The sequence below is a fragment of the Pseudomonas sp. RHF3.3-3 genome (assembly GCF_048069595.1).
GTDB classification, from domain to species: Bacteria; Pseudomonadota; Gammaproteobacteria; order Pseudomonadales; family Pseudomonadaceae; genus Aquipseudomonas; species Aquipseudomonas fuscovaginae_B.
Map to the genome: position 1 here is coordinate 2,458,213 of NZ_CP182250.1, position 26,318 is coordinate 2,484,530.

Here is a 26,318-nt window from a genome sequence, read left to right on the forward strand (position 1 = left end):
CGGCTTGCCCGCGAAGCTTTTGGCGGCCTTGGGCGGCCTCTTCGCGGGCAAGCCCTGCTCCTACAGTCATATGCGTCTCTCCAGGGGCCGGTTCCGTATCTTCCAAAGATTGAGAGCAAGGAGTGGCAGCATGAGTCAGGAATGGGATGCCGGTCGGCTGGACAGCGATCTCGACGGCGTAGCCTTCGACACCCTGGCCGTCCGTGCCGGTCAACACCGTACCCCGGAGAGCGAGCACAGCGATCCGCTGTTCTTCACCTCCAGCTACGTTTTCCGCACCGCCGCCGACGCGGCCGCGCGCTTTGCCGGCGATGTGCCGGGTAACGTCTATTCGCGCTACACCAACCCGACCGTACGTGCCTTCGAAGAGCGCATTGCCGCGCTGGAAGGTGCCGAGCAGGCCGTGGCGACCTCGACCGGCATGTCGGCGATCATGGCCGTGGTCATGAGCCTGTGCAGCGCCGGCGACCATGTGCTGGTGTCGCGCAGCGTGTTCGGTTCCACCATCAGCCTGTTCGAGAAGTACTTCAAGCGCTTTGGCGTGGAGGTCGACTACGTGCCGCTGGCGGAACTGTCCGGCTGGGATGCGGCGATCAGGCCCAACACCAGGCTGCTGTTCGTCGAATCGCCGTCGAACCCGCTGGCCGAGCTGGTGGACATCGCCGCCCTGGCGGAAATCGCCCACGCCAAGGGCGCGCTGCTGGTGGTCGACAACTGCTTCTGCACGCCAGCGGTACAGCAGCCGCTGAAGCTGGGGGCGGATGTGGTGGTGCATTCGGCGACCAAGTACATCGACGGCCAGGGCCGTTGCATGGGAGGCGTGGTCTGCGGTCGTAACGAGCAGATGAAGGAAGTCGTCGGCTTCCTGCGCACCGCTGGCCCGAGCCTCAGTCCGTTCAACGCCTGGATCTTCCTCAAGAGCCTGGAAACCCTCAACCTGCGCATGCGTGCCCACTGTGCCAATGCCCTGGCCCTGGCCGAATGGCTGGAGCAGCAGGACGGCATCGAGAAAGTCCATTACGCCGGCCTCAAGAGCCATCCGCAGCACGAACTGGCCCAGCGCCAGCAGCGTGGTTTCGGCGGGGTGGTGAGCTTCGAGGTCAAGGGGGGCAAGGAGGGCGCCTGGCGCTTCATCGACGCCACCCGGATGATCTCGATCACCGCCAACCTGGGTGACAGCAAGACCACCATCACCCACCCGAGCACCACTTCCCACGGCCGTCTGTCGCCGCAGGAGCGAGAAGCGGCGGGGATCCGCGACAGCCTGATCCGCGTTGCGGTCGGCCTGGAAGACGTGGCTGACCTGCAGGCCGACCTGGCGCGCGGCCTGGCTGCACTGTGATCGAGTTGGGTTTCGAGGTGGGCGTTGGCAACAACGGCCGCGTCGCGCTGGTGACCGGCGCGGCGCGGGGCATCGGCCTGGGCATCGCGGCCTGGCTGATCAGCGAGGGCTGGCAGGTGGTGCTGGCGGACCTGGATCCGGTGCGCGGTGGCAAGGTGGCCGAGGTGTTTGGCGAGAACGCCTGCTTCATCGCCATGGACGTCTCCGACGAGGCGCAAGTGGCCCGGGGCGTGGCCGAGGTGCTCGGGCGCTTCGGCCGGCTCGATGCGCTGGTCTGTAACGCGGCGATTGCCGATCCGCACAACATCACCCTCGAAAGCCTCGACCTGGCGCACTGGAATCGGGTGCTGGCGGTCAACCTCAGCGGGCCGATGCTGCTGGCCAAGCATTGTGCGCCGTATCTGCGCGCCCATTGCGGGGCCATCGTCAATATCGCCTCGACCCGGGCCACGCAGTCGGAGCCGGATACCGAGGCGTATGCGGCGAGCAAGGGTGGCCTGCTGGCATTGACCCATGCGCTGGCGATGAGCCTCGGGCCGGAGATCCGGGTGAACGTGGTCAGCCCGGGCTGGATCGATGCTCGTGACCCGGCGCAGCGTCGGGCCGAGCCGTTGAGCGAGAGCGACCATGCCCAGCACCCGGTGGGCCGGGTCGGCACGGTCGAGGATGTGGCGGCAATGGTGGCATGGCTGTTGTCCAAGGGCGCGGGTTTTGTCACCGGCCAGGAATTCGTGGTCGATGGCGGCATGAGCCGGAAGATGATTTACGCCGAGTAGGGCGCTGCAGCCCGCTTGGCATGAGGTTTTCGTGGTACCGGAACTGACATGAATGTGTCTTTTTCAGAAAAACTTCAAGCAGGCTATTGACTTAGGTTCTCTACCTGCGTAAATTTCGCGGCCTCGACGAAGCAAAGGGTGATTAGCTCAGCCGGGAGAGCATCTGCCTTACAAGCAGAGGGTCGGCGGTTCGATCCCGTCATCACCCACCACTTCTCGAGTCTTTCGCAAGAAAGCATCTCGCAAGAGAATCGGAAGTTCTGTGAAGAACCTCCAACCGACGCGCAGCGGTAGTTCAGTCGGTTAGAATACCGGCCTGTCACGCCGGGGGTCGCGGGTTCGAGTCCCGTCCGCTGCGCCATATTTTGTACAGATCGATTGTTTGGTGAGCAAACAGACGATCTGCGACAGGGAAGGTACCGAAGCTTTCCTTGTCACGGGTTTGAAAGTTTCAAACGGACGCAAGTCCGAGCGATACGCAGCGGTAGTTCAGTCGGTTAGAATACCGGCCTGTCACGCCGGGGGTCGCGGGTTCGAGTCCCGTCCGCTGCGCCATACAAGGCTTCGAGGCCCTTGAACTCCTCGAAGCGAAAGAAGAAGCCCCGATTTATCGGGGCTTTTTTTTGCCTGCGAGAACGCCTTCGACGCTTCAGCCCCTGGCGGGGAAGCCACTGCGCCGGGCCTGGGCGGTCGTCAGTAACGCCACGGCCAGCAAGCCGGCCACTATCCACGGCAGGGCCTGCACGCCCAGTCCATTGAGCGCCAGCGCGCCACTCATGGCGCCACCGGCAATTGCCAGGTTCCACACCGTGACTAGCATCGATTGCGCGATGTCGGCGGCTTCTGCGGCTGTTTTCGCCAGGGCGGTCTGCAGCAGCGCCGGCAAGCCACCGAAGGACAACCCCCAGACCGCGACAGCGACATGAATCGGGATGGCCGAGGCATTCCATAATCCCAGTGCCACGGCCGAGCCGCCGAACAGCATGCAACTGATCAGCGTCAGTTGCCGCAGCCAGCGATCGATCAGCAGGCCGGTCCCCCAGATGCCGAACAGGGCGGCGAGGCCGAATACCAGCAAGACCTGGTCAACCCGTTCGACCAGGCCAGCCGGTGCCAGGAACGGCGCGATGTAGGTGTACAGGATGTTGTGCCCCAGCACGTAGAGGAAGGTCACCAGCAACACCGCCTGCACGCCGGGCAGGCTGGCCACCTTCAGCAGCGGCAGGCGTCGGTTGGCGCTCTGCCCGGCGAAGTCCGGCACCTGCCAGCGGACCCAGCCGATCAGCAGCAGGGTCATCGCGCTCATGATCGCGAAGCTCAGGCGCCAGCCGAAGCTGTTGCCGAGGAAGGTGCCGAGGGGAATGCCCAGGGACAGGGCCAAGGGCGCTCCGAGCATGGCGATGGCGATTGCCCGGCCTTGCAGGTGGCTGGCCACCATGCGGCTGGCATAACCGGCCAGCAATGCCCACAGCAGCCCGGCAAACACTCCGGCCAGCCACCGGGCGAGCAGCGTCAGCCAGTAGTGGCTCGACACCGCGGTGACCGCATTGACCAGCGCAAAGCCGGCGACAGCGCCGAGCAATAGCGGCCGACGCCGCCAACCCTGGGTCAGCAGGGTCAGGGGAATGGCGGCGAGCAGCGAGCCGAGGGCGTAGGCGGTGATCAATTGTCCGACCAGCGCCTGGCTGACGCCCAGGTCAGTGCTCATCTGCGGCAGCAGTCCGGCCGGCAGCGCCTCGGTGAGGATGGTGATGAAACCGGCCGCGGCCAGGGCCAGCAGCCCGGAAAGCGGCAGGCGGTCGGTTTCTGCCGAAGAGGTGGCGCTACAGCGCTGTGTGTTCATGGGAGTCCTTGTCGGTGATGGGCGAGACAAGGCTGCGAGGTTAGAGAACGGCGCCAGGGAGAAAAACAGGCTAGAGTTCCAAACTTATCGGACGTTGATGTCCGTAATCCTGGAGAGCCAGACGATGGATAGCCTGGGCAGTATTTCGGTGTTCGTGCAGGTTGCCGACACCCGCAGTTTCACCGAGGCGGGCCGAGTGCTCGGGGTGTCCTCCTCGGCGGTGGGCAAAAGCATTGCCCGTCTTGAAGCCCGGCTCGGTGTGCGGCTGTTTCACCGCAGTACCCGCAGTATCACGCTCACTGCCGAGGGCGCACTGTTCCTGGAACGCAGCCGGCGCATCCTGGCCGAGGCCGAGGCCGCCGAGCAGGAACTGATCGACACCACCCGCGAGCCCCATGGCAAGCTGCGCATCAGCCTGCCGCAGTCGCGCGGGCTGGTGATGCCGGTGCTGGTGGCATTCATGCGGCGTTACCCGCAGATCGAGCTGGAAGTCGACCTGTCCGATCGCATGGTGGACGTGATCGAGGAGGGCTTCGATGCCGTGGTGCGCACCGGCCAGCCCCAGGACTCGCGATTGATGTCCCGCGCCCTGGGGCGCTACCAACTGACACTGGTGGGGGCGCCCGACTATTTTCGCCAGTACGGCACGCCACGGGTGCCGGCCGACCTGGCCGGGCATGCCAGCCTGCGGCACAAGTTCTGCGCCACCGGCAAGCTGGAACCCTGGCCGCTGCGCTTGGCTCCGGGCGAGGCGGAGCCGGCGATGAAGACGCTGATGATCTCCTCGCCGATCGAGGTGCTGGGTTACGTGGCCCAGCAAGGATTGGGGATCGCCTGCCTGCCGGACTACATGATCCACGAGGCGGTGGCCGAGGGACGATTGGTGCGGGTGCTCGACGATTACCTGGAGCACAGCGGAACTTTCTGGATGCTCTGGCCGTCAAGTCGTCATGCCTCTGCAAAACTGCGGGTACTGATCGACCACCTGAGCGAAGGTCTTTTTCCTGAAAAATCGCTGTCGTAAGGTATTTAAGACACTAAAAGCGCGCGCTCTGGAATGGCGATCTGATGCACAATACGCCCCGGACCGTTTTACTCAGGATTATCAATGTCGACATCATTCCACTTGCGTACCCTGGCATTGGCCCTGGTGCTGGTGGGCGCCGCAGGTTGCTCCTCGCCCAAGACCGCCGTTTATGAACATGAGAATTTCGACGATTCCGGAACCTTCTCGCGCAACTACTCGGTGAACGAGAAGGCCTCCTGCGAGGCGGCCCGACGCGCCTTGCTCAGCCAGGGCTATATCATCACCAGCACCGACCCCAAGCTGATCACCGGCAACAAGAGTTTCCAGCAGACCGGCGATACCCACCTGCAGATCAGTTTCAGCATCGTCTGTGCGGCCGATGGCAGCAGTGGCAAGCGTTCGACGGTGTTCGCCAATGCCCTGCAGGACCGTTACGCGCTGAAGAAGCTCAACAACTCGGCGAGCCTGGGTGTGGGCGTGCTGGGTTCGGTGTCGATGCCGATCGGCTCGACGGATGATTCGATGGTCAAGGTGGCCAGTGAGACGGTGTCCTCGGCGACTTTCTATGACCGCTTCTTCAACCTGGTGGAGCTGTTCCTGCCGCCCGAGGTGAAGAAGGAGCAGCACACCGACGAGAAACCCAAGGCCGATCTCGGCGTGCCGGAGAGTGCCGCGGCGACCCGGCCTGAAGCGGCGCCGGAACCGGCCAAGGCGGCCGAGCCGGCCCATGCGGCACCGGCTCAAGCGGCACCGGCTCATGCAGAACCTGCCCATGTAGAGCCAAGCCCCGCCGCGCCTGCCTTGACCGCTCCAGCCGTTCCAGAGCAGATCAAGCCGCTGCCGGAAGCCGCGCCTGCCACACCGGCAGCCCCAGCCGAATCTGCACCGGCCAATGAAAAACCGGCCCAGCCGGCAACGACGCCGCCGGCCACCGAGTCCGCTCCGGCCACCACGCCGGCCACCACCGAGCCGGCTGCGCCGGCCCAGTGAGGCGTCGCTTCAGATCGCCGCGGGATCGGGTTTGTCGACCTCGATTCCGTAGCGGCTGATAGCCTGCGCCACGCTGCTGCGCGGAACCTGCCCGTCATCGGCCAGGGCCTTGAGCGCAGCGAGAACGATGAAGTGGCGATCCACCTCGAAGAACTGCCGCAGGGCCTCGCGGGTATCCGACTGGCCGAAACCGTCGGTGCCCAGGGCGACGAAACGTCGGTCGTTGACGAACGGGCGAATCTGGTCGGCGAAGATCTTCATGTAGTCCGTCGCCACCACCAGCGGCCCCTCGTGCCCGCCCAGGCAGCTTTCCACGTAGCTGCTGCGCGGTTCCTCCTGCGGGTGCAGCAGGTTCCAGCGTTCCACCGCATGCCCTTCGCGTCGTAGCTCGGTCAGGCTGGTGGCGCTCCATACATCGCAGGTCACGCCGAAATCGCTGCGCAGCAACTGGGCCGCGGCGAGCACTTCGCGCAGGATCGAACCGCTGCCCATCAACTGCACGCGGGGCTGCCCGTCGACCGGTTCGGCGCCACGTTCGAGCAGGTAGAGCCCCTTTAGAATGCCGTCCTCGATGCCCTCGGGCATCGCCGGGTGCGGGTAGTTCTCGTTGAGCAGGGTGATGTAGTAGTAGATATCTTCCTGCTCGACGTACATGCGCCGCATGCCTTCGCGGATGATCACCGCCAGCTCGAAGGCGAAGGTCGGGTCATAGGAGACGCAGCAGGGAATCGTCGCGGACAGCACGTGGCTGTGGCCGTCGTCGTGCTGCAGGCCTTCGCCCATCAGCGTGGTGCGGCCCGAGGTGGCGCCGAGCAGGAAACCGCGCGCCCGGGCATCACCGGCGGCCCAGGCCAGGTCGCCGACCCGCTGGAAACCGAACATTGAGTAGTAGATGTAGAACGGCACGGTCATCAGGCCGTGGTTGCTGTAGGACGTGCTGGCGGCGATCCACGAGGAAATGCCGCCGGACTCGTTGAGGCCTTCCTGGAGAATCTGGCCGTCGCGACTTTCCTTGTAATAGCTCAACTGCCCGGCATCCTGCGGGGTGTAGAGCTGGCCTACGGCCGAGTGGATGCCGATCTGGCGGAACAGGCTTTCCATGCCGAAGGTGCGTGACTCGTCCGGCACGATCGGTACCACCAGCCTGCCGATCTGCCGGTCCTTGAGCAGGGTGCCGAGGATGCGCACGAAGGCCATGGTGGTGGAGATCGCGCGTTCGCCGGTGCCTTTCAACTGCGCCTCGAAACTGTCCAGCGGCGGAATCGGCAGGCTTGCGCACCGCGAACTGCGGGCCGGCAGGTAACCGCCGAGCTGCTGCCGGCGGGCGGCGAAGTAGCGGGCTTCCTCGCTGTCGACCGGCGGCTTGAGGTAGGGGATTTCCTCGGCCAGTTGTTCGTCCGAGACCTCCAGGCCAAAGCGGTCGCGAAAGGCCTTGACCGCGTCCAGGTCCATTTTCTTCAACTGATGGTTGATGTTCTGGCCTTCACCGGCTTCACCCATGCCGAAGCCCTTGACCGTCTTGGCGAGGATCACCGTCGGCTGGCCGCTGTGGCGCATCGCGGCGGCGTAGGCGTTGTAGACCTTCTCCGGGTCGTGGCCGCCACGGGAGAGTTTCCAGATATCGTCGTCGCTCAGGTCGGCCACCAGTTCCAGCAGTGCCGGGTACTTGCCGAAGAAGTGTTCGCGCACATAGGCGCCGTCCTGCGACTTGTAGTTCTGGTACTCGCCGTCCACGCATTCCATCATGCGCTGGCGCAGCAGGCCGCTGCGGTCCTTCTCCAGCAGTGCATCCCAGCCGCTGCCCCAGATCACCTTGATCACGTTCCAGCCGGCAGCGCGGTACAGGCTTTCGAATTCCTGGATCACCTTGGCGTTGCCGCGTACCGGGCCATCCAGGCGCTGCAGGTTGCAGTTGACGACGAAAATCAGGTTGTCGAGCTTTTCCCGCCCGGCCAGGGAGATCGCCGCCAGGGATTCCGGCTGGTCCATCTCGCCATCGCCGAGGAAGGCCCAGACCTTGCGCCCCTGGTGCGGCTTGAGGTCGCGATATTCCAGGTAGCGCATGAAACGCGCCTGGTAGGCCGCAGTGATCGGGCCGAGCCCCATGGACACGGTGGGGAACTGCCAGAAGTCCGGCATCAGCCGCGGGTGCGGATAGCTCGACAGGCCGTCGCCACCGACTTCGCGGCGGAAGTTGTCGAGCTGGGCTTCGCTGATCCGGCCTTCGAGGTAGGCACGGCCATAGATGCCTGGCGAAGAGTGGCCCTGGATATAGATCAGGTCGCCGTCGAAGCTGTCGGTGCGGCCACGGAAGAAGTGATCGAAGCCGACGTCGTACAGCACCGCCGCCGAAGCGTAGGTGGCGATATGGCCGCCTACGCCCGAATGCTTGCCGGCGCGCAGCACCATGGCCATCGCGTTCCAGCGGATGTAGGCGTTCAGCCGGCGCTCGATGGCCAGGTTGCCGGGGTAGGGTTTCTGCCGCTCGGGGCTGATGGTGTTGACGTAGGGGGTGGTGACCCGACCGTGGAAGTCGCCATGACGGTTGACATCGAAATCCAGCAACTGGTCGATCAGGTAGTGCGCGCGAGGGCGACCCTCGGTGGACAGGACGGACTCGATCGATTCGAGCCACTCGCGGGTTTCCTGTGGGTCGTCGTCGAGAATCAGGGCGTTGGGGTGAGTCATGCCGGGCTCCTGGAGGCTGCCGATGGGCAGCGTGATGGCGGCGCGCAGGTGACGCTCGAACCGGGTGGGTGGTGTCGCGCTGTCGCCGTAAATGATTGCAATTGCAACTACATGTCCGAATTTATCCCGTCATGCGCTACCATTGCAACCTTCCTGATTTCCCCGGAGGGTATTCATGGCTTCCAACGAGCCCGATGTATGGTTTCGCTTTGTCCGGGCTCACCGCACGGTCATCCGTGAGATAGAGCGGCGCCTGGCCGAGGCCGGGCTGCCGCCCTATGCCTGGTACGACGCCCTGTGGGGGCTGGAGAGCGGCCCGGATGGCAGCCGGCGGATGCATGAACTGGCGGATGTCATGGCCATCGAGCGCTACAACCTTACGCGGCTGGTCGACCGGCTGGAGAAGGATGGCCTGGTGCAGCGCTCGCGTTCCGAGGGCGATGGGCGTGGGGCCCTGGCATCGATTACCGAGTCGGGTCGGGTGCTGCGCAAACGCATGTGGGCGATCTACGAGGAGGCGGTGGCCGAGTTGTTTCTGTCGCAACTCGACGATGGTCAGCGCCGTGGCTTTGCCGATGCGCTGGAGCGTACCGCCGAGCTGGCGCGCAGTGCCGGTAGCGCGTCGCGCAAGCGCGGCAAGGCCTGAGAGATCCCGCCGGTCCTTTGACTGCTTCCGGCTCCCACAGTATCGAGTACATGGTCGCGGCCTTCACTCAAGCCTGTAACGCTCGTGCGCCTGCCTGACGACCTGCGCCGGAATCTGACGCTCATCCGCCAGCGCCCCCAGGGCCAGGGCGGTGATCCAGTATCGATCCGGCGCCCCCGGCCCGACCGATCCCGCGCCGAGCCCAACGAAGCGCACGCCGATAGGCCCGGCCAACGGCGCAACCACGGTCTGCGGATAACCGGTCACCGCAATCACCGGAGCCTTGCTGTCTCCCAGGCAGTCCGCCAGGTGCGAGCGCCGCTTCCGGGCGCTCGGGTGCAGGCGGTTCCAGCGCTCGGCACGACTGGCATCGCGAGCCAGGCGGGTATAGCTGGGGCAACTCCAGACCTGTGCCATCACGCCCCAGTCCTGCTCCAGCAGGCGGGCGGCCGCCAACACTTCTTCAAGTGCGCGACCCGCGCCAAGCAGGCGGATCTGCGCAGAATGCCGTTCGCCCAGGCAATACATGCCGTTGAACGCATCCCGTGCCTGCTCTGGTGTCAGCGCCGACCCCTGTTCGCGATCATGCAATGCCAGGTAGTAGAAACCCGGATCCCCCTCGACATACAGTCGTTGCAGGGCGCCGAGCACGATCGCCCTGGCCTCGGCCGCAGACGCCGGATCGAACGGCTGGCAGCGCGGATTGCCCGCCAGCCACAACGGCAGCGAAGGCTGCGCGCCCTTGGGCCAGCGCGAGGGCAGGGTCTCGATATCGTTGCAGAAGATGCCGCGCTGCCGGGTTTCCTCGGCCACCGCGCAGAGCCCGGCGGAATGCTCCACACTGAGCAGGTACAGCAGGGGCCTTTCAGCGTGCTGGCGGGAAAAGCGGATCGACCAGGCGCTGATCCGGGACGACGGTGTCGCCGCGGGGTGTCGGTGGTTGCGGATCACCCAGGCCCGCTGCGGTACGGCGAGGTCATGCTCCAGCCGGTCGGCGATCTCCAGCACGCTGGACAGTGGCGAGCCGCCGACCTGGGGCAGGGCCTGCAATGCCTCGATACAGGCACGGGCGGTCTCGGTGGTGCTGGGTAGTGCATTCATGTTCGGGGCTGCCTGGAGGAGGGCCTTCTACCTTAAGGCAGTTGTGCACTTGATTGCAAATGCAATCAAGTGTGTCATGAATGAAAAATGACTGGAAAAAAACCTGACCCATCTGCTAGTTTTTTCAGGGAGGAGTTCGTCTGGTAAGGGAGCGCTTCATTTTTTCTTCATACGGGCAACTTATGCTGGCCCGGCGGGTCGGTAATACAAGCGCTTTTACCTGCGAATACAAGGAGCTTCACAATGGATGACTATCAAGAAGAACTGCTGGAATTCCACGCTTTCGAGATGGACCCTGTCGAACCGGCAGACGACGCTACCGAGCTGTAAACGGTGGCGTTTTTTTTGCTCAGGCGGAATGTCGCTGGCTGCGGCGGAACTCGCCGGGCGTCTGGCCGTTCCAGCGCTTGAAGGCACGCTGAAAGGCTTCGGCCGAGGCAAAGCCGAGCAGGTAGGCGATTTCGCCAAAGGCCAGTTCCGTATCGCGGATGTAGGTCATCGCCAGGTCGCGGCGGGTATCGTTGAGAATCGCGCGAAATTGCGTGCCTTCCTCGGCCAGCTTGCGCCGCAAGGTCCAGGTCGGCAGCTTCAGGCGTGCCGCCACTTCTTCCAGGTCGGGTTCCCGGCCACCATTGAGCAACGGCCCCAGCAACCGGGTGATGCGTTCACGCAGGCTGCGGGTGCGGGTCAATTGCTCCAGTTCCCGTTCGCACAGTTGCAGCAGCTGTCGCCAGGTGCTCGGGCAATGTTCCGGATTGCGCAGGCCGAGGCTGGCCTGGTCCAGGCGTAGCTGGTTGATGTCGGCGCCGAACTGCAGCGGGCACTCGCCAAGCAGGTGGTACTCGACGGCGTAGTCGGGGGCGCCGAATTCAATGTCGATCCGTGCGGCCCGCAAGGGCTGGCCGGCGACGCTGGACAGCTGTTTCAGCCAGCCGGCGATGATCGAGTCGACCACGAAGCGGTTATAGGCGTTGTACGGGCTGATGGAATAGAAACGCAGCCAGGCACCCTCGGCATCCTCGTGGAAACTCGACTGGCCGCGGTAGTTGGAACCGTAGAGCGGTTCGAAACGGGTGAGGGTGCGGGCCGCCTCGCGCACGGTCGGCGCCTGGGCCGCGGTGATGCCGGCCAGGCCGGCCTGGCTCAGGCGGCTCAGGCGACCCATGTGCAGGCCCAGTGCCGGGTTGCCGGTGAGCTGGATGGCGGCGTGACCCAGACGCATGTAGCGCGGGATCGACAGCCGGGCACCGGGCTCGGCCAGGCGGGCCGGGTCCAGGCCATATTGTTCCAGCAACTCGCCGGGGTCGCGACCCAGCTCGCGCACCGCGTCGGCGAGGCTGTGGACGAAGCCCACCGACAGGTCGCCGAGGCGCATGGCGACCGGCTTCATGGCAACCACAGGTTGATCAGGCGGGCGCCGCGACCGGCAGCGTCGTCCTGGGTGAAGGTCTGTCCGTTATAGCTGATGAAACTCTGCCCCGAGCTGCGCTGGTCCCAGAGCTGCCCACGCAGGAACACACTGATGCCGGCGATGGACTGGCTGGCCGCGGGCCGACCGATCAGGGTCAGGCGGTGCCAGGCCTCGCCCTCGCTGAGTTCACCGGGGCGCAGGCTGATCTCGGGCGGGGTGACGGCACTTCTGAAACCACGCCAGGGCCGGTCCCAGCTACCCTTGCCGGCGACATAGGCCGGTACCGCGATCAGCTTGACCCCCAGGGCGTCGAGCTGGCTGTAGGCGTTCGGGTACCAGCTGTCGCTGCCGATGAGAATGCCCAGGCGGCCGGCCGGGGTGTCGACGACGTTCATCCCCTGGTCGGCGGCGCCCAGCACGTAGCCGCGCTGTTCGAAGGTCGGGTACAGCTGGCGTTGTGGCTGGCCGAGGGGCAGGCCATCGGCGCCGAAGGTCAGGCTGGCGTTGTACAGCGAGCCGCGACCGAATTTCAGCGTGCCCTGCTCGACGAACGGAGTGGGCAGCAGGATGGTGCCGGCCACCAGGGTCACCCCGAATTCCTTCGCCAGGCCGCCGAACAGCGCCTGGTAGTCGCTGGCCATGGCCTTGGCCTTCATGCGCAGCCGGGCATCGTCCGGGCGGCTGCGGCCCTTGGCCTTGAACAGCGTGCCAGTGAATTTCAGCGGGTTGCTGACCATCAGCCAGTTCATGGCTTCCTGCTGGTCGAGGGCCTGGAACAGGTCGTCCTTTTCTCCACGCAGCACCAGCCAGGTACCGACATGCTCGGGCAATACCACCACGGTCCTGGCGTTGAGCAGGCCCAGGCTGCGCGCCTGTTGCAGGTAGGCGGCGAGCTTGCGGTGCAGGCGAGGCAGGCTCTGGTAGTCGCTGGGGAACAGTTCCGGCTGGATGCCCAGCAGGTTGCCATGCTCGCCGGGCACGCCCTGGTTCAGCGTGAGCCGGATACGCAGGTCGGACAGGTAGTGGCCGCTGCTGCGTTGCCTGGTCCAGAGGCCGTAGCTGGTCAGTGCGGCGATCAGGGCCACGAGAAGGGTACCGACGAAAAATTTGCGCATGGGGTAAAGCTGGCGGCCGTGGGCGGAATTCATCGACTAGGGTAGGGCTGATGGCGGCAGTTGCCAAGCAGGACTGCGCATTTGGATCAATAACTTGTCAGTTTCGATCATTGAGCCGCCCTCGACGGCTCTTTAATGTGCCAGTCATACATCAGACGGGAGCCGCAGAGCCCCCGCATTCCGTGATCTAGCCTGTCCTGGAGTTTGCCATGACCGCCACTTCGTACCCGCACCTGCTGGCCCCGCTCGACCTGGGTTTCACCACCCTGCGCAACCGCACCCTGATGGGGTCCATGCACACCGGCCTTGAGGAAAAACCCGGTGGTTTCGAGCGCATGGCGGCCTATTTCGCCGAACGCGCCCGTGGCGGTGTCGGCCTGATGGTCACCGGCGGCATCGCGCCGAACGAGGAGGGTGGGGTCTACTCCGGGGCGGCCCGGCTGACCACCCGCGAGGAGGCGGAGCAGCACCGCATCGTCACCCGCGCGGTGCACGAGGCGGGCGGCAAGATCTGCATGCAGATCCTTCACGCCGGGCGTTATGCCTACAGCCCGAAACAGGTGGCGCCGAGCGCGATCCAGGCACCGATCAACCCCTTCAAGCCCAGGGAACTGGATGAGGCGGGCATCGAGAAGCAGATCGCCGATTTCGTCACCTGCTCGAGCCTGGCGCAGTCCGCCGGTTACGACGGCGTCGAGATCATGGGGTCGGAAGGCTACTTCATCAACCAGTTCCTGGCGGCCCATACCAACCACCGCACCGACCGCTGGGGCGGCAGCTACGAGAACCGCATGCGCCTGCCGGTGGAAATCGTGCGGCGGGTGCGCGAGGCGGTCGGTACCGATTTCATCATCATCTTCCGCCTGTCGATGCTCGACCTGGTGGAAGGCGGCAGCACCTGGGACGAGATCGTGCAACTGGCCAAGGCCATCGAAGGTGCCGGTGCGACGCTCATCAATACCGGGATCGGCTGGCACGAGGCGCGGATCCCGACCATTGCCACCAAGGTCCCGCGTGCCGCGTTCACCAAGGTCACGGCCAAGCTGCGCGGCTCGGTGTCGATCCCGCTGATCACCACCAACCGCATCAATACCCCGGAAGTCGCCGAGCAGGTGCTGGCCGAGGGCGATGCCGACATGGTGTCGATGGCCCGGCCATTTCTGGCCGACCCGGACTTCGTCAACAAGGCCGCCGCCGGGCGTGCCGACGAGATCAACACCTGCATCGGCTGCAACCAGGCCTGCCTGGACCACACCTTTGGCGGCAAACTGACCTCGTGCCTGGTCAATCCGCGGGCCTGCCATGAGACCGAGCTGAACTACCTGCCGGTCAGGCAGATCAAGAAGATCGCCGTGGTCGGCGCCGGCCCGGCCGGCCTGGCGGCGGCCACCGTGGCGGCCGAACGTGGGCACCAGGTGACGCTGTTCGATGCGGCCGGCGAAATCGGCGGCCAGTTCAACGTCGCCAAGCGCGTGCCCGGCAAGGAGGAGTTCTACGAAACCCTGCGCTACTTCAAGCGCAAGCTGCAGACCACCCATGTCGAACTGTGCCTGGACACCCGCGTGGACGTCGCGCAACTGGTGGCCGGCGGTTATGACGAGATCATCCTCGCGACCGGCATCAGCCCGCGGGTGCCGGCCATTCCGGGCGTCGAGCATGCCAAGGTGCTGAGCTACCTGGACGTGCTGCTCGGGCGCAAGCCGGTGGGCGACAAGGTGGCGGTGATCGGCGCCGGTGGCATCGGCTTCGACGTCTCGGAGTTCCTCGTGCACCAGGGCGTTGCCACCAGCCAGGATCGCCAGGCGTTCTGGCACGAGTGGGGGATCGACACCGGGCTCGAGGCACGGGGCGGCATCGCCGGGATCAAGCCGGAGGTCCATGCGCCGGCGCGCCAGGTGTTCCTGTTGCAGCGCAAGGCCTCCAAGGTCGGTGATGGCCTGGGCAAGACCACCGGCTGGATTCATCGCACCGGGCTGAAGAACAAGCGGGTGCAGATGCTCAACAGCGTCGAGTACCTGAAGATCGATGACGAAGGCCTGCATATCCGTATCGGCGAGGGCGAGCCGCAGGTGCTGCCGGTGGACAACGTGGTCATCTGTGCCGGTCAGGACCCGCTGCGCGAGCTGCAGGAAGGCCTGGTGGCAGCAGGGCAGAACGTGCATCTGGTCGGTGGTGCGGATGTTGCGGCCGAACTGGATGCCAAGCGGGCGATCAACCAGGGTTCGCGCCTGGCCGCCGAACTCTGATCCCGGCCGTGTCCCGCAATTGACTTCAGAGGGGGGGGCAGTTTGATAGACTGGGCGCCGTTTTCCAGGTTGCGGTCCCCCGATGTTGCCTCCGCCCGACTGGCGTCCCCACGCGCCACTTGAACCCCTTCACCTCGACTGGCTCGCCCGGGCCGGCGTCGAGGTGGCGGTCCTGCGCCTGGACCTGATCGATCCCCTGATCAGCGGCAACAAGTGGTTCAAGCTCACCGAGCACATTGCCGCCGCCCGCCAGGTCAATGCCACAGGCCTGATCAGCCTGGGGGGCGCCCACTCCAACCACCTGCACGCCCTGGCCGCCGCCGGCAAGCGCTTGGGCTTTGCCACCGTCGGGCTGCTGCGTGGTCATCCAGTCGAAACCCCGACGGTGCTCGATCTCCAGGCCTTTGGCATGGAGTTGCACTGGCTCGGCTATGAGGGTTATCGCAAGCGCCATGCGCCGGACTTCTGGTCGCCCTGGCGCAGCCGTTACCCCCACCTGCATGGGGTGCCCGAGGGCGGCGGCGGACTGGCGGGCGCGCGCGGTTGCACGGTGCTGCCCGCCATGGTCGAGGCACAGTTGCCAAGGCTCGGCTGGGATGACTTCCACGGCTGGTGGCTGGCGGCCGGAACCGGCACCACCGCCGCCGGACTGGTGCTGGCCGAGGCGGGCCGGCGAGGGGTCCATGCCGCACTGGCGGTACCGGCAGACCACGGTGTCGCGCCCTCGATGACGAAGATCCTCGACGAGGCCGGCGTGGCGGACAGCGGCTACGAACTGGTCGATGCCTGCCGTGGCGGTTTCGCCAGGGTCGACCCGCACCTGCAGGCCTTTGTCGCCGAGAGCGAGCGACAAGGCGGCGTGCCGCTGGAGTGCCTGTACACAGGCAAGGCCCTGCTGGCCTTGCGGGAACAGGTGGAGGCCGCACGCTTCGCTGCGGGTACGCGATTGGTCTTCGTACATACCGGTGGCCTGCAGGGCCGCCGGGGTCTGATCCTGTAGCGGCACGCCCTCCACGGGCCATGCGAACCCGCAGGCGCCTGGCTTGCCAGCCTCCTGGCGATCGAAGGGCCCCTTCGCCGGCAAGCCGGGCTCCTACAGGTGCGTGTGGGCCACGAATTCGGCATGGGGCCTGTTCAGGGCGGGCCATGCATGGCCCACTCTCGGCCGCCGGCGCGGTGCCTCAGGATGGGCGGCCGGGGATGATCCGCACCAGGGTGTTATCGCGCACCACATAGTGGTGATAGAGCCCGGCCAGGGCGTGCAAACCGATCAACCAGTAGCCCAGGGTGCCGGCCAGTTCGTGCCAGCCCTTGATTTCCTTGGCCAGCGGGCGATTCTCGGCGATCAGGGTCGGCAGGTCGATGCCATAGAACATCACCTGGTGACCCAGGCCGCTGACCACCAGCCAGCCGAGCAGCGGCGTGGCGATCATGAACAGGTACAGCGCGATGTGCATCAGCTTCGACAGCAGCCTTTGCCAGGTCGGCGGGTTCGGTACGATCTTCGGCGCCACGCCGATGGCCCGGGCCACCAGCCGCAGCCAGACCAGGGCGAACACGGTCAGCCCGAGCATGTAGTGGAATTCGACGATCAGCGCCCGGCCACCACTGCCTTTGGGAAACTGGCCGCGAAACTCGATGCAGCCATAGACAATGACCAGTAGCACCAGCATCAACCAGTGCAGGGCGATCGACATGCTGCTGTAGCGGCTGTCGGTGTTCTTCCAGGGCATGGATTGTTCCTCACTCATCAGGGCGTGACGCTCCGTTCTTGAGCGGCGGAGTCGTTCCTACACTCTAATACGCTTTCGTGCCCTTTGCCTGAGGCAGATTGGCAGGGGCGTTGTGAAGTTTCGTGAATGAAAATGACTTTCTCCCTGCGGCTCCCTTCACGGGCTTGCCCGTGAAGAGGCGATGGTGTTTTATCGCCTGCCTGCGGAATTATCTCCCCGGTCCGGCACTCTGTTTGCTGAACCGTCCTCCACGAATCTCCCGCCGAACCCACGGACCCTGTTTTTCATGCTGATAGCCGTACTGATTTTCCTGCTGACCATTACCCTGGTGATCTGGCAGCCCAAGGGGCTCGGCGTGGGCTGGAGCGCCATGCTCGGTGCGCTGCTGGCCCTGCTCAGTGGAGTGGTCCAACTCAGCGATATCCCGCTGGTCTGGCAAATCATCTGGAATGCCACCGCGACCTTCATCGCCCTGATCATCATCAGCCTGCTGCTCGACGAGGCCGGCTTTTTCGCCTGGGCGGCGTTGCATGTCGCCCGCTGGGGGCAGGGCAGCGGACGCCGCCTGTTCGCCGCCTTCGTCCTGCTGGGGGCGCTGGTCTCGGCGTTGTTCGCCAACGATGGCGCGGCGTTGATCCTCACCCCGATCGTCATCGCCATGCTGCTGGCGTTGCGTTTCTCCAAGGCGGCGACCCTGGCCTTCGTCATGGCCGCCGGCTTCATCGCCGACACCGCCAGCCTGCCGCTGGTGGTGTCGAACCTGGTGAATATCGTTTCGGCGGACTATTTCCACATCGGTTTCAACGCCTATGCGGCGGTCATGGTGCCGGTGAACCTGGTCAGCGTGGCGGCGACGCTGCTGGTGCTGATGGTGTTTTTCCGCCGTGACATTCCGGCGCGATACGACCCCGAGCAACTGGAGGCTCCGACCAGCGCGATCCACGATCGGGCAACCTTCATTGCCGGCTGGTGGGTGCTGGGTATCCTGCTGGTCGGCTGTTTCGCCCTCGAGCCGCTTGGCATTCCCATCAGCGCCATTTCGGCGGTCTGCGCCGCGCTGCTGCTGGGGATCGCCGCCCGTGGCCACCGGATCTCCACGCGCAAGGTGTTGCGCGAGGCTCCGTGGCAGATCGTGATTTTCTCCCTGGGCATGTACCTGGTGGTGTATGGCCTGCGCAATGCCGGGTTGACCGGCTATCTCGCCGGCTGGCTCGACCGTTTCGCCGAGCACGGGGTCTGGGGCGCGGCCATGGGGACCGGGCTGCTGACCGCGTTTCTGTCGTCGATCATGAACAACCTGCCGACCGTGCTGATCGGCGCGCTGTCCATCGACGCCAGCCATGCCGGCGGGGTGGTCAAGGATGCGATGATCTATGCCAACGTCATCGGCAGCGACCTGGGGCCGAAGATCACCCCGATCGGCAGCCTGGCGACCCTGCTCTGGCTGCATGTGCTGGAGCGCAAGGATATTCGCATCGGCTGGGGGTACTACTTCAGGGTCGGGATCGTGCTGACCTTGCCGGTGCTGCTGGTGACCCTGGCGGCGCTGGCCCTGCGCTTGTCCGTGTAGATCGCCGCGAGGGCCCTCAAACCGACCCCGGCACGTTCGGCCACAGATCGGCCACCAGGAACAGCCGCTCGGCTTCCTCCCAGTCCCCCGCGCCATTGCGGGTCAGGCGTACCAGCAGTTGCGCCGGCGCCTGGGGTGCAAGTTGGTCCAGCCAGTCATCCAGCCGCTCTTCGGTCCAGGCCTGCTCCTCGCCGTAGTGCGCCGGAGCCAGCCAGGCGTGGCGCGGCAGCGGCTGCCAGCGCCCTGGCGGGCTCTGCACGCGAAAGTCCGCCCAGTCGCGCTGATGCAGCCAACGCCCGTGCAGATGCTGTGGATGCACCCCGCGCGGCGGACACGAATTGCCGGGCCACGGATACAGCAGATAACCGCCGAGCCACAGCTGTGCACTGAAGTGCCCGACTCCCAGCGCCGCCAGCGCTTCGCGGCTTTCCGGGCGGGCGGAGATCGGCAACTGGTGCTCGCTCAGGTGTGCCAGCTTGCGGTCCAGGCGGTCATGGCAGCCGGGGCCGAGCCAGCGCTCCGGCGCTTCGCCACGGCCTTGTTGCGGCCCCAGGTAGAGCTTGATCGCCAGCTCCAGATGATGCACGCCGTCGCGGTCGCGCAGCAGCAGGTCGAGTTCGCCCAGGGTATGGCCTTCGCGGCGGATCGGCAGGTTGGCGCCGATCAGTTCGATACCCGGTGCGTGGCGCACGGCGAACTGCCAGAGCCGCTCATAGTACAGCCCCAGTCGCCGGGTGGTGGCCTGGGCCAGCCAGTGCTGCAGCCCGGCACTGTCGCGATCCAGTTCGCGCAGCCAGTGTTCCAGCTGTGCGGGCGACTGCACCCAGTCGCTGCCGGCCAGCGGGTGGCGCTGGGGCCAGGGCGTGTCGAGGAGCATCGGCGGCGCCAGGATGACCCAGGCCAGGTCGCGCACTTCGGGGTGGCGCAACTGCCGGGGAAGGTTGAGCAAGCCGGGAAACAGGATCATTCTGCGAGCATAGCCGTTTGCTTCGAGGCTGAAAGGATTTTGTCTCGGACCGGGTTTCGCCCATAATCGTTCTTTTGCCTGCCGCAGAACCTTTTTCAGGAGCCCCATGGAGCAATTTCGCAATATCGGCATCATTGGCCGCCTGGGCAGTTCGCAGGTGCTGGATACCGTTCGCCGTCTCAAGCGTTTCCTGCTCGAGCGGCACATGCATGTGATCCTCGAGGACACCATCGCCGAAGTGCTGCCGGGCCACGGCCTGCAGACGTCTTCCCGGAAGATGCTCGGCGAGGTCTGCGACATGGTCATCGTCGTCGGCGGCGACGGCAGCCTGCTGGGCGCCGCCCGCGCGCTGGCGCGGCACAACGTGCCGGTGCTGGGGATCAACCGCGGCAACCTGGGCTTTCTCACCGATATCCGTCCGGACGACCTCGAGGTCGAGGTGGCCAAGGTCCTCGACGGCCACTATCTGGTGGAGAACCGCTTCCTGCTGCAAGCCGAAGTGCGCCGCCACGCGGAAGCCATCGGCCAGGGCGATGCGCTCAACGATGTAGTGCTGCACCCCGGCAAGTCGACGCGGATGATCGAGTTCGAGCTGTACATCGACGGCCAGTTCGTCTGCAGCCAGAAGGCCGACGGCCTGATCGTCGCCACCCCCACCGGTTCCACCGCCTACGCGCTGTCGGCCGGCGGCCCGATCATGCATCCCAAGCTCGATGCCATTGTGATCGTGCCGATGTACCCCCATACCTTGTCCAGCCGCCCCATCGTGGTGGATGGCAACAGCGAACTGAAAATCGTGGTATCCCGGGACATGCAGATCTACCCACAAGTCTCCTGCGACGGCCAGAACCATTTCACCTGCGCGCCGGGTGATACGGTGACCATCAGCAAGAAGCCGCAGAAACTGCGCCTGATCCACCCGCTGGATCACAACTATTACGAAGTCTGCAGGACCAAGCTCGGCTGGGGCAGCCGGTTGGGTGGTGGAGGCGACTGATGCTCGATCCCGCACGTGGCTACGATCTGATCGGTGATGTGCACGGTTGCGCTCATACTCTCGAACATCTGCTGGACATGCTCGGCTATCACAAGCTGGGCGGTGTCTGGCGGCATGCCTCGCGCATGGCGGTGTTCCTCGGCGATATCATCGACCGCGGCCCGCGCATTCGCGAGGCGTTGCACATCGTCCACGACATGGTCGAGGCCGGGCAGGCGCTGTGCATCATGGGCAACCACGAGTTCAACGCCCTGGGCTGGACCACGCCGGCGCCGCCGGAGAGTGGCAAGCACTTCGTCCGTGAGCACACGCCGCGCCACGCGCGCCTGCTGCACGAGACCCTGACCCAGTTCGAGGGGCACCCGGCCGACTGGCACGATTTCCTCGGCTGGTTCTATGAGTTGCCGCTGTTTCTCGATGCCGGACGTTTCCGCGTCGTCCATGCCTGCTGGGATGGCGGGCTGATCGAGCCGCTGCGCGCGCAGTATCCGCACGGCCGCATCGACGAGCACTTCGTCCAGGCGTCGGCGGTGTCCGGCAGCTTTGCCTGCACCGTGTTCGATCGCCTGCTGCGCGGCACCGACATGCGCCTGCCGGACGGCCTGACCCTGACCGGTGGCGACGGCCTGACCCGCGCGTTCTTCCGCACCAAATTCTGGGAGGACGATCCGCAGACCTACGGCGACATCGTCTTCCAGCCCGACGCCCTGCCCGAGCAGGTGGCGCGCAAGCCGCTGTCGCCGCGGGAGAAGAGCGCCTTGCTGCGCTACGGCCTGGAGGAACCGATGCTGTTCGTCGGTCACTACTGGCGCAGTGGCCGGCCGATGCCGATCCGTCCCAACCTGGCCTGCCTGGACTACAGCGCGGTGCTCTACGGCAAGCTGGCGGCCTATCGGCTGGACCAGGAAACCCGACTCGACCCGAACAAGTTCGTCTGGGTCGACGTCGAACGCCCCGAGGTTCCGAAATGACCGCCACCGCTGTCCTGCGCCTGCCACTGGGCACCGACCTCAGCGGCTTCGTGCAATTGCTGCAGCGCCTGCAGGTGCCGCATCGGGTCAACGAGGAACGCGGGGAGCAGGTGCTGTGGGTGCCGGAGTCGGTCAGTGCCGATGTGCTGGCGCTTTATCAGCGCTTCCCCGACGGCGATCCGCACAATCAACTGGAGGTGCCGTCACTGCCCGTGGCGCAGGCGCCCGTTCGGCCGAGCCTGGCCCAACAGGTGCGCCACAGCCCGGTCACCGCACTGGTGCTGTTGCTGACCCTGGTGGTCGGTGCGATCACCTGGCTGGGCGACAGCCTGGCGACGCTGCACTGGTTCACCTTTCTCGATTTTCGCGTGAGCGGCGAATACATCCAGTTCACCCCCCTGGACGATGGCCTGGCGGCGGGGCAGTGGTGGCGCCTGGTGACGCCGATGCTGCTGCACTTCGGTTTCCTGCACAGCGCCATGAACGGTATGTGGTACTGGGAACTGGGCAAGCGCATCGAACTGCGCCAGGGCGGCATCAACCTGCTGGGGTTGACCCTGCTGTTCAGCCTGGTGTCGAACTTCGCCCAATACTACGTCAGTGGCCCGACCCTGTTCGGCGGCCTGTCCGGTGTGCTCTACGGCCTGCTCGGGCATTGCTGGATCTACCAGTGGCTGGCGCCCAACCCGGTCTACCGGCTGCCCCGCGGGGTGCTGGCGATGATGCTGATCTGGTTGCTGGTGTGCCTGTCCGGAGTGATCTCTCTCATCGGTTTCGGCGAGATCGCCAACGGCGCCCACGTCGGTGGACTGCTCATCGGATGTTTCACCGGTCTGTTGGGTGGGCTGTGGTCCCGGCGTAAACTGGCCGCCTGATTCGAATGTCTTGAAAAAGTCTGGAGACTTTCAATGTCCTCTTTCATCGAAATGATTGAAAACATCACCCCCGATATCTACCAGAGCCTGAAACTGGCGGTGGAAATCGGCAAATGGTCCGACGGCCGCAAGCTCACCACCGAACAGCGGGAGCTGTCGTTGCAGGCGATGATCGCCTGGGAAACCCAGAACCTGCCGGAAGAGGAACGCACCGGCTACATGGGCCCGCAGGAGTGCGCGTCGAAGTCGGCGCCGATTCCGAACATCCTGTTCAAGTCGGATGCCATCCATTGATCGAGCTCGGCCGTGGTGCAGTCAGCAAGATGGCGACGCGTCTGGACGCGTCGACCGTGCAATATACATTCCGCCTGGGCGACAGCGAGGTGCCGGTCAATCCGCTGATCGGCCAGAAGCTGCGCCTGGAGTTCCTCGGCGCCATTCACTGCAGCCACTGCGGGCGCAAGACCAAGACCAGCTTCAGCCAGGGCTACTGCTACCCGTGCATGACCCAACTGGCGCAGTGCGACACCTGCATCATGAGCCCGGAACGCTGCCACTATGACGCCGGCACCTGCCGCGAGCCGGCCTGGGGCGAGCAGTTCTGCATGACCGACCACGTGGTCTACCTGGCCAACTCGTCGGGGATCAAGGTCGGCATCACCCGGGCCACCCAGTTGCCGACCCGCTGGCTCGACCAGGGCGCCAGCCAGGCGTTGCCGATCATGCGCGTGGCGACCCGCCAGCAGTCCGGCTTCGTCGAGGACCTGTTTCGCAGTCAGGTGGCCGACAAGACCAACTGGCGCGCCTTGCTCAAGGGCGATGCGCCGGCGGTGGACCTGCGCCAGGTGCGCGACCAGCTCTTCGAGTTCTGCGCCGAGGGCCTGCTGGCCCTGCAGGAGCGTTTCGGCCTGCAGGCGATCCAGCCGGTGCAGGACGTCGAGCCACTGGAAATCCGTTACCCGATCGAGGCCTACCCGACCAAGATCGTCAGCTTCAACCTGGACAAGAACCCGATTGCCGAAGGCACGCTGATGGGGATCAAGGGCCAATACCTGATCTTCGATACCGGCGTGATCAATATCCGTAAATACACGGCCTACCAGCTCGCCGTGCATCAGTAAAAGGACGCACCCATGCGCACCGAACAGCCGAAGATGATCTATCTGAAGGACTATCAGGCCCCCGAGTACCTGATAGACGAGACGCACCTGACCTTCGAGTTGTTCGAGGACCATACCCTGGTCCATGCGCAACTGCTGATGCGCCGCAACCCGGTACGCGGGGCGGGCCTGCCGCCGCTGGTGCTCGATGGCCAGTTGCTCGAACTGCTGTCGGTCAGCCTGGACGACCGCGAGCTGGGCGCCGCGGACTACCAGCTGGACGACAATCACCTGACCCTGCAACCGGCGAGTGAGCGTTTCACCGTCGATACCAGCGTGAAGATCCACCCGGAGAGCAACACCGCCCTGGAAGGCCTGTACAAGTCCAGCGGCATGTTCTGCACCCAGTGCGAAGCCGAGGGTTTCCGCAAGATCACCTACTACCTCGATCGCCCGGACGTGATGAGCAAATTCACCACCACGGTGATTGCCGAGCAGCACCAGTACCCGGTGTTGCTGTCCAACGGCAACCCGGTCGGCAGCGGCCCGCAGGAAGACGGACGGCACTGGGCGACCTGGGAAGACCCGTTCATGAAGCCAGCCTACCTGTTCGCGCTGGTGGCCGGTGACCTGTGGTGCGTCGAGGACAGCTTCACCACCATGACCGGGCGCAATGTCGCGCTGCGCATCTATGTCGAACCGGAAAACATCGACAAGTGCCAGCACGCCATGAACAGCCTGAAGAAGTCCATGCGCTGGGACGAGGAGGTCTATGGCCGCGAGTACGACCTGGACATCTTCATGATCGTCGCGGTCAACGACTTCAACATGGGCGCGATGGAGAACAAGGGCCTCAACATCTTCAACTCCAGCGCTGTGCTGGCCCGTGCCGAAACCGCCACCGACGCCGCGCACCAGCGGGTCGAGGCGATCGTCGCCCACGAATACTTCCACAACTGGTCGGGCAACCGCGTGACCTGCCGCGACTGGTTCCAGCTGTCGCTCAAGGAAGGTTTCACCGTGTTCCGCGATGCCGGGTTCTCCTCGGACATGAACTCGCGTACGGTCAAGCGCATCCAGGACGTCGCCTACCTGCGCACCCACCAGTTCGCCGAGGACGCCGGCCCGATGGCCCACGCGGTGCGGCCGGACAGCTTCATCGAGATTTCCAACTTCTACACCCTGACCGTCTACGAGAAGGGCTCTGAAGTGGTCGGCATGATCCACACCCTGCTCGGTGCCGAAGGCTTCCGCAAGGGCAGCGACCTGTACTTCGAGCGCCACGACGGCCAGGCGGTGACCTGCGACGACTTCGTCAAGGCCATGGAGGACGCCAACGGTGTCGACCTGACCCAGTTCAAGCGCTGGTACAGCCAGGCCGGCACCCCGCGCCTGGCGGTCAGCGACAGCTACGATGCGCAGGCGCAGACCTACAGCCTGACCTTCCGCCAGAGCTGCCCGCAGACACCGGACAAGCAGGAAAAACTGCCGTTCGTGATACCCGTGGAGCTGGGCCTGCTGGATGCCCAGGGCGCCGAGATCGCTCTGCAACTGGCGGGTGAGGCGGTGCCGGGGGCCACCAGTCGCGTGCTCTCGGTGAGCGAAGCCGAGCAGACCTTCACCTTCGTCGGCATTGCCGCCAAGCCGTTGCCGTCGCTGCTGCGCGGCTTCTCGGCCCCGGTCAGGCTGAGCTTCCCCTACGACCGCGATCAGTTGATGTTCCTGATGCAGCACGACAGCGACGGTTTCAACCGCTGGGATGCCGGCCAGCAACTGTCGGTGCAGGTGCTGCAGGACCTGATCGGGCAGCACCGCAAGGGCGAGGAACTGGTGCTCGACCAGCGCCTGGTCGTGGCCCTGCGCAGTGTACTGGCCAACGAGCAACTGGACCCGGCGATGGTCGCCGAGATGCTGTCGCTACCGAGCGAAGCCTACCTCACCGAGATCAGCGAAGTGGCTGAGGTCGACTCGATTCACGCGGCCCGCGAATTTGCCCGCCGGCAACTGGCCGAGCAACTGTTCGACAGCCTGTGGCAGCGTTACCAGGCCAACCGCGAGGTATCGAGGAACACCGCCTACATCGCCGAGAACGAGCATTTCGCCCGTCGTGCGCTGCAGAACATCGCGCTGTCCTACCTGATGCTCAGTGGCCAGCCGCAGGTACTGGCCGCGACCCTGGAGCAGTTCGACGCCGCCGACAACATGACCGAACGCCTGACCGCCCTGGCGGTGCTGGTGAATTCGCCGTTCGAGGAGGAGAAAGCCAAGGCCCTGGCGGTGTTCGCCGAGCACTTCAAGGACAACCCGCTGGTCATGGACCAGTGGTTCAGCGTGCAGGCCGGCAGCACGCTGCCCGGTGGCCTGGAGCGCGTCAGGGCACTCATGGAGCACCCGGCGTTCACCCTGCGCAACCCGAACAAGGTGCGTGCGCTGATCGGTGCGTTCGCCGGGCAGAACCTGGTCAACTTCCATGCGGCGGACGGTTCCGGCTATCGCTTCCTGGCGGACATCGTGATCCAGCTCAACGCGCTGAACCCGCAGATCGCCTCGCGCCAGCTGGCGCCGCTGACCCGCTGGCGCAAATACGACAAGGCCCGCCAGGCGTTGATGAAGGCCGAGCTGGAGCGTATCCGTGCTTCGGGCGAGCTGTCGGCGGACGTCTTCGAGGTGGTCAGCAAGAGCCTGGCCTAACCCGTACCGGGTGGGAGCAGGATTTATCCGCGAAGCCTTTAGCGCTCGGAAGGCCCCTTCGCGGATGAATCCTGTTCCCCTGGCCTGTGATCGTTCCCGCGCTCCGCGTGGGAATGCCTCCCCGGACGCTCGGCGTCCGCTCTTGTGACGCACAGCATCACGGCTGTGCTCCCAGGCAGAGCGTGTGAAGCATCATCCGTAGTCCTTGTTCATCATCCCTCCTGATGCC

General features: G+C 65.1%; 21 protein-coding genes and 3 tRNA genes. 17 read left to right on the plus strand and 7 right to left on the minus strand.

What is annotated here, in order from left to right:
* The first annotated feature begins 130 nt into the window (after positions 1–130).
* The 5 genes from ACMGT0_RS11320 to ACMGT0_RS11340 all read left to right on the plus strand — a co-directional run bounded on the left by ACMGT0_RS11320 (position 131) and on the right by ACMGT0_RS11340 (position 2,673).
* Positions 131–1,342 (plus strand): O-succinylhomoserine sulfhydrylase, encoded by a 1,212-nt coding sequence (locus tag ACMGT0_RS11320; protein ID WP_054058660.1) that lies wholly within the window; start codon positions 131–133, stop codon positions 1,340–1,342.
* A 17-nt stretch (positions 1,343–1,359) separates the two neighbouring features.
* Positions 1,360–2,118, plus strand: coding sequence for an SDR family oxidoreductase (locus tag ACMGT0_RS11325; protein ID WP_192842717.1), 759 nt, complete (start codon positions 1,360–1,362; stop codon positions 2,116–2,118).
* A gap of 136 nt (positions 2,119–2,254) precedes the next feature.
* Positions 2,255–2,330: transfer RNA gene (locus ACMGT0_RS11330), tRNA-Val, on the plus strand.
* Positions 2,331–2,402: 72 nt separating this feature from the next.
* Positions 2,403–2,479, plus strand: a tRNA-Asp gene (locus ACMGT0_RS11335).
* 117 nt (positions 2,480–2,596) lie between these two features.
* Positions 2,597–2,673: transfer RNA gene (locus ACMGT0_RS11340), tRNA-Asp, on the plus strand.
* A 94-nt stretch (positions 2,674–2,767) separates the two neighbouring features.
* Here the strand turns inward: ACMGT0_RS11340 and ACMGT0_RS11345 are convergent.
* The gene (locus tag ACMGT0_RS11345) at positions 2,768–3,961 is read right to left on the minus strand and encodes an MFS transporter (protein WP_416772607.1); all 1,194 of its coding nucleotides are present in this window, start codon (positions 3,959–3,961) and stop codon (positions 2,768–2,770) included.
* A gap of 124 nt (positions 3,962–4,085) precedes the next feature.
* On the opposite strand from ACMGT0_RS11345, the gene ACMGT0_RS11350 reads away from it, so the two are divergent.
* Together ACMGT0_RS11350 and ACMGT0_RS11355 are read left to right on the plus strand one after the other, a co-directional pair.
* Entirely contained in the window at positions 4,086–4,985 is a 900-nt protein-coding gene (locus ACMGT0_RS11350) for a LysR family transcriptional regulator (RefSeq protein ID WP_054063819.1), read from the plus strand.
* 84 nt (positions 4,986–5,069) lie between these two features.
* The gene (locus ACMGT0_RS11355) at positions 5,070–5,978 is read left to right on the plus strand and encodes a DUF2242 domain-containing protein (protein ID WP_273820522.1); all 909 of its coding nucleotides are present in this window, start codon (positions 5,070–5,072) and stop codon (positions 5,976–5,978) included.
* A 9-nt stretch (positions 5,979–5,987) separates the two neighbouring features.
* On the opposite strand, the gene aceE is transcribed toward ACMGT0_RS11355, so the two are convergent.
* On the minus strand, positions 5,988–8,666 hold the full coding sequence (gene aceE / locus ACMGT0_RS11360; RefSeq protein ID WP_416772609.1) for a pyruvate dehydrogenase (acetyl-transferring), homodimeric type: 2,679 nt from the start codon (positions 8,664–8,666) through the stop codon (positions 5,988–5,990).
* Between the two features lie 175 nt (positions 8,667–8,841).
* On the opposite strand from aceE, the gene ACMGT0_RS11365 reads away from it, so the two are divergent.
* Positions 8,842–9,312: a MarR family winged helix-turn-helix transcriptional regulator gene (locus ACMGT0_RS11365; protein ID WP_054061442.1), complete on the plus strand. Its 471-nt coding sequence runs from the start codon at positions 8,842–8,844 to the stop codon at positions 9,310–9,312.
* Between the two features lie 63 nt (positions 9,313–9,375).
* Here ACMGT0_RS11365 and ACMGT0_RS11370 read toward each other — a convergent pair whose 3' ends face one another.
* The 3 genes from ACMGT0_RS11370 to ACMGT0_RS11380 form a co-directional block, all read right to left on the minus strand.
* A complete protein-coding gene (locus ACMGT0_RS11370; protein ID WP_416772612.1) occupies positions 9,376–10,413 on the minus strand; it encodes a transketolase-like TK C-terminal-containing protein in 1,038 nt (345 codons plus the stop codon).
* Positions 10,414–10,762: 349 nt separating this feature from the next.
* Entirely contained in the window at positions 10,763–11,803 is a 1,041-nt protein-coding gene (locus ACMGT0_RS11375; RefSeq protein ID WP_416772614.1) for an AraC family transcriptional regulator, read from the minus strand.
* The gene (locus ACMGT0_RS11380) at positions 11,800–12,939 is read right to left on the minus strand and encodes a nitrilase-related carbon-nitrogen hydrolase (protein WP_054061328.1); all 1,140 of its coding nucleotides are present in this window, start codon (positions 12,937–12,939) and stop codon (positions 11,800–11,802) included. Before ACMGT0_RS11380 ends, ACMGT0_RS11375 begins: the two co-directional genes overlap by 4 nt.
* Positions 12,940–13,148: 209 nt before the next feature.
* Between ACMGT0_RS11380 and ACMGT0_RS11385 the strand changes: the two genes are divergently transcribed.
* Positions 13,149–15,185: an NADPH-dependent 2,4-dienoyl-CoA reductase gene (locus ACMGT0_RS11385; protein WP_054061327.1), complete on the plus strand. Its 2,037-nt coding sequence runs from the start codon at positions 13,149–13,151 to the stop codon at positions 15,183–15,185.
* Between the two features lie 82 nt (positions 15,186–15,267).
* Positions 15,268–16,185 (plus strand): 1-aminocyclopropane-1-carboxylate deaminase/D-cysteine desulfhydrase, encoded by a 918-nt coding sequence (locus tag ACMGT0_RS11390; protein WP_416772616.1) that lies wholly within the window; start codon positions 15,268–15,270, stop codon positions 16,183–16,185.
* 181 nt (positions 16,186–16,366) lie between these two features.
* Here the strand turns inward: ACMGT0_RS11390 and ACMGT0_RS11395 are convergent, their stop codons facing one another.
* The gene (locus ACMGT0_RS11395; protein WP_054061559.1) at positions 16,367–16,918 is read right to left on the minus strand and encodes a cytochrome b; all 552 of its coding nucleotides are present in this window, start codon (positions 16,916–16,918) and stop codon (positions 16,367–16,369) included.
* Positions 16,919–17,204: 286 nt separating this feature from the next.
* Here ACMGT0_RS11395 and ACMGT0_RS11400 point away from each other — a divergent pair, with 286 nt between their 5' ends.
* Entirely contained in the window at positions 17,205–18,488 is a 1,284-nt protein-coding gene (locus tag ACMGT0_RS11400) for an arsenic transporter (protein WP_054061558.1), read from the plus strand.
* Positions 18,489–18,504: 16 nt separating this feature from the next.
* On the opposite strand, the gene ACMGT0_RS11405 is transcribed toward ACMGT0_RS11400, so the two are convergent.
* A complete protein-coding gene (locus ACMGT0_RS11405) occupies positions 18,505–19,455 on the minus strand; it encodes a DUF1853 family protein (RefSeq protein ID WP_054063813.1) in 951 nt (316 codons plus the stop codon).
* Positions 19,456–19,561: 106 nt separating this feature from the next.
* Between ACMGT0_RS11405 and ACMGT0_RS11410 the strand changes: the two genes are divergently transcribed.
* Genes ACMGT0_RS11410 through pepN form a run of 6 tightly spaced genes read left to right on the plus strand, consistent with a single transcriptional unit; the run spans position 19,562 to position 26,089 of the window.
* Positions 19,562–20,452 (plus strand): NAD(+) kinase, encoded by an 891-nt coding sequence (locus tag ACMGT0_RS11410; protein WP_054063812.1) that lies wholly within the window; start codon positions 19,562–19,564, stop codon positions 20,450–20,452.
* Positions 20,449–21,423, plus strand: a complete 975-nt coding sequence (locus ACMGT0_RS11415; protein ID WP_416773463.1) for a metallophosphoesterase — start codon at positions 20,449–20,451, stop codon at positions 21,421–21,423. The genes ACMGT0_RS11410 and ACMGT0_RS11415 overlap by 4 nt, the downstream gene beginning before the upstream one ends.
* The gene (locus ACMGT0_RS11420; protein ID WP_416772619.1) at positions 21,420–22,298 is read left to right on the plus strand and encodes a rhomboid family intramembrane serine protease; all 879 of its coding nucleotides are present in this window, start codon (positions 21,420–21,422) and stop codon (positions 22,296–22,298) included. Before ACMGT0_RS11415 ends, ACMGT0_RS11420 begins: the two co-directional genes overlap by 4 nt.
* A gap of 33 nt (positions 22,299–22,331) precedes the next feature.
* On the plus strand, positions 22,332–22,592 hold the full coding sequence (locus ACMGT0_RS11425) for a YeaC family protein (protein ID WP_054059175.1): 261 nt from the start codon (positions 22,332–22,334) through the stop codon (positions 22,590–22,592).
* Positions 22,589–23,419, plus strand: a complete 831-nt coding sequence (locus ACMGT0_RS11430; protein WP_416772621.1) for a DUF2797 domain-containing protein — start codon at positions 22,589–22,591, stop codon at positions 23,417–23,419. Before ACMGT0_RS11425 ends, ACMGT0_RS11430 begins: the two co-directional genes overlap by 4 nt.
* Positions 23,420–23,431: 12 nt before the next feature.
* Entirely contained in the window at positions 23,432–26,089 is a 2,658-nt protein-coding gene (gene pepN / locus ACMGT0_RS11435) for an aminopeptidase N (RefSeq protein WP_416772623.1), read from the plus strand.
* Positions 26,090–26,318 lie beyond the last annotated feature (229 nt).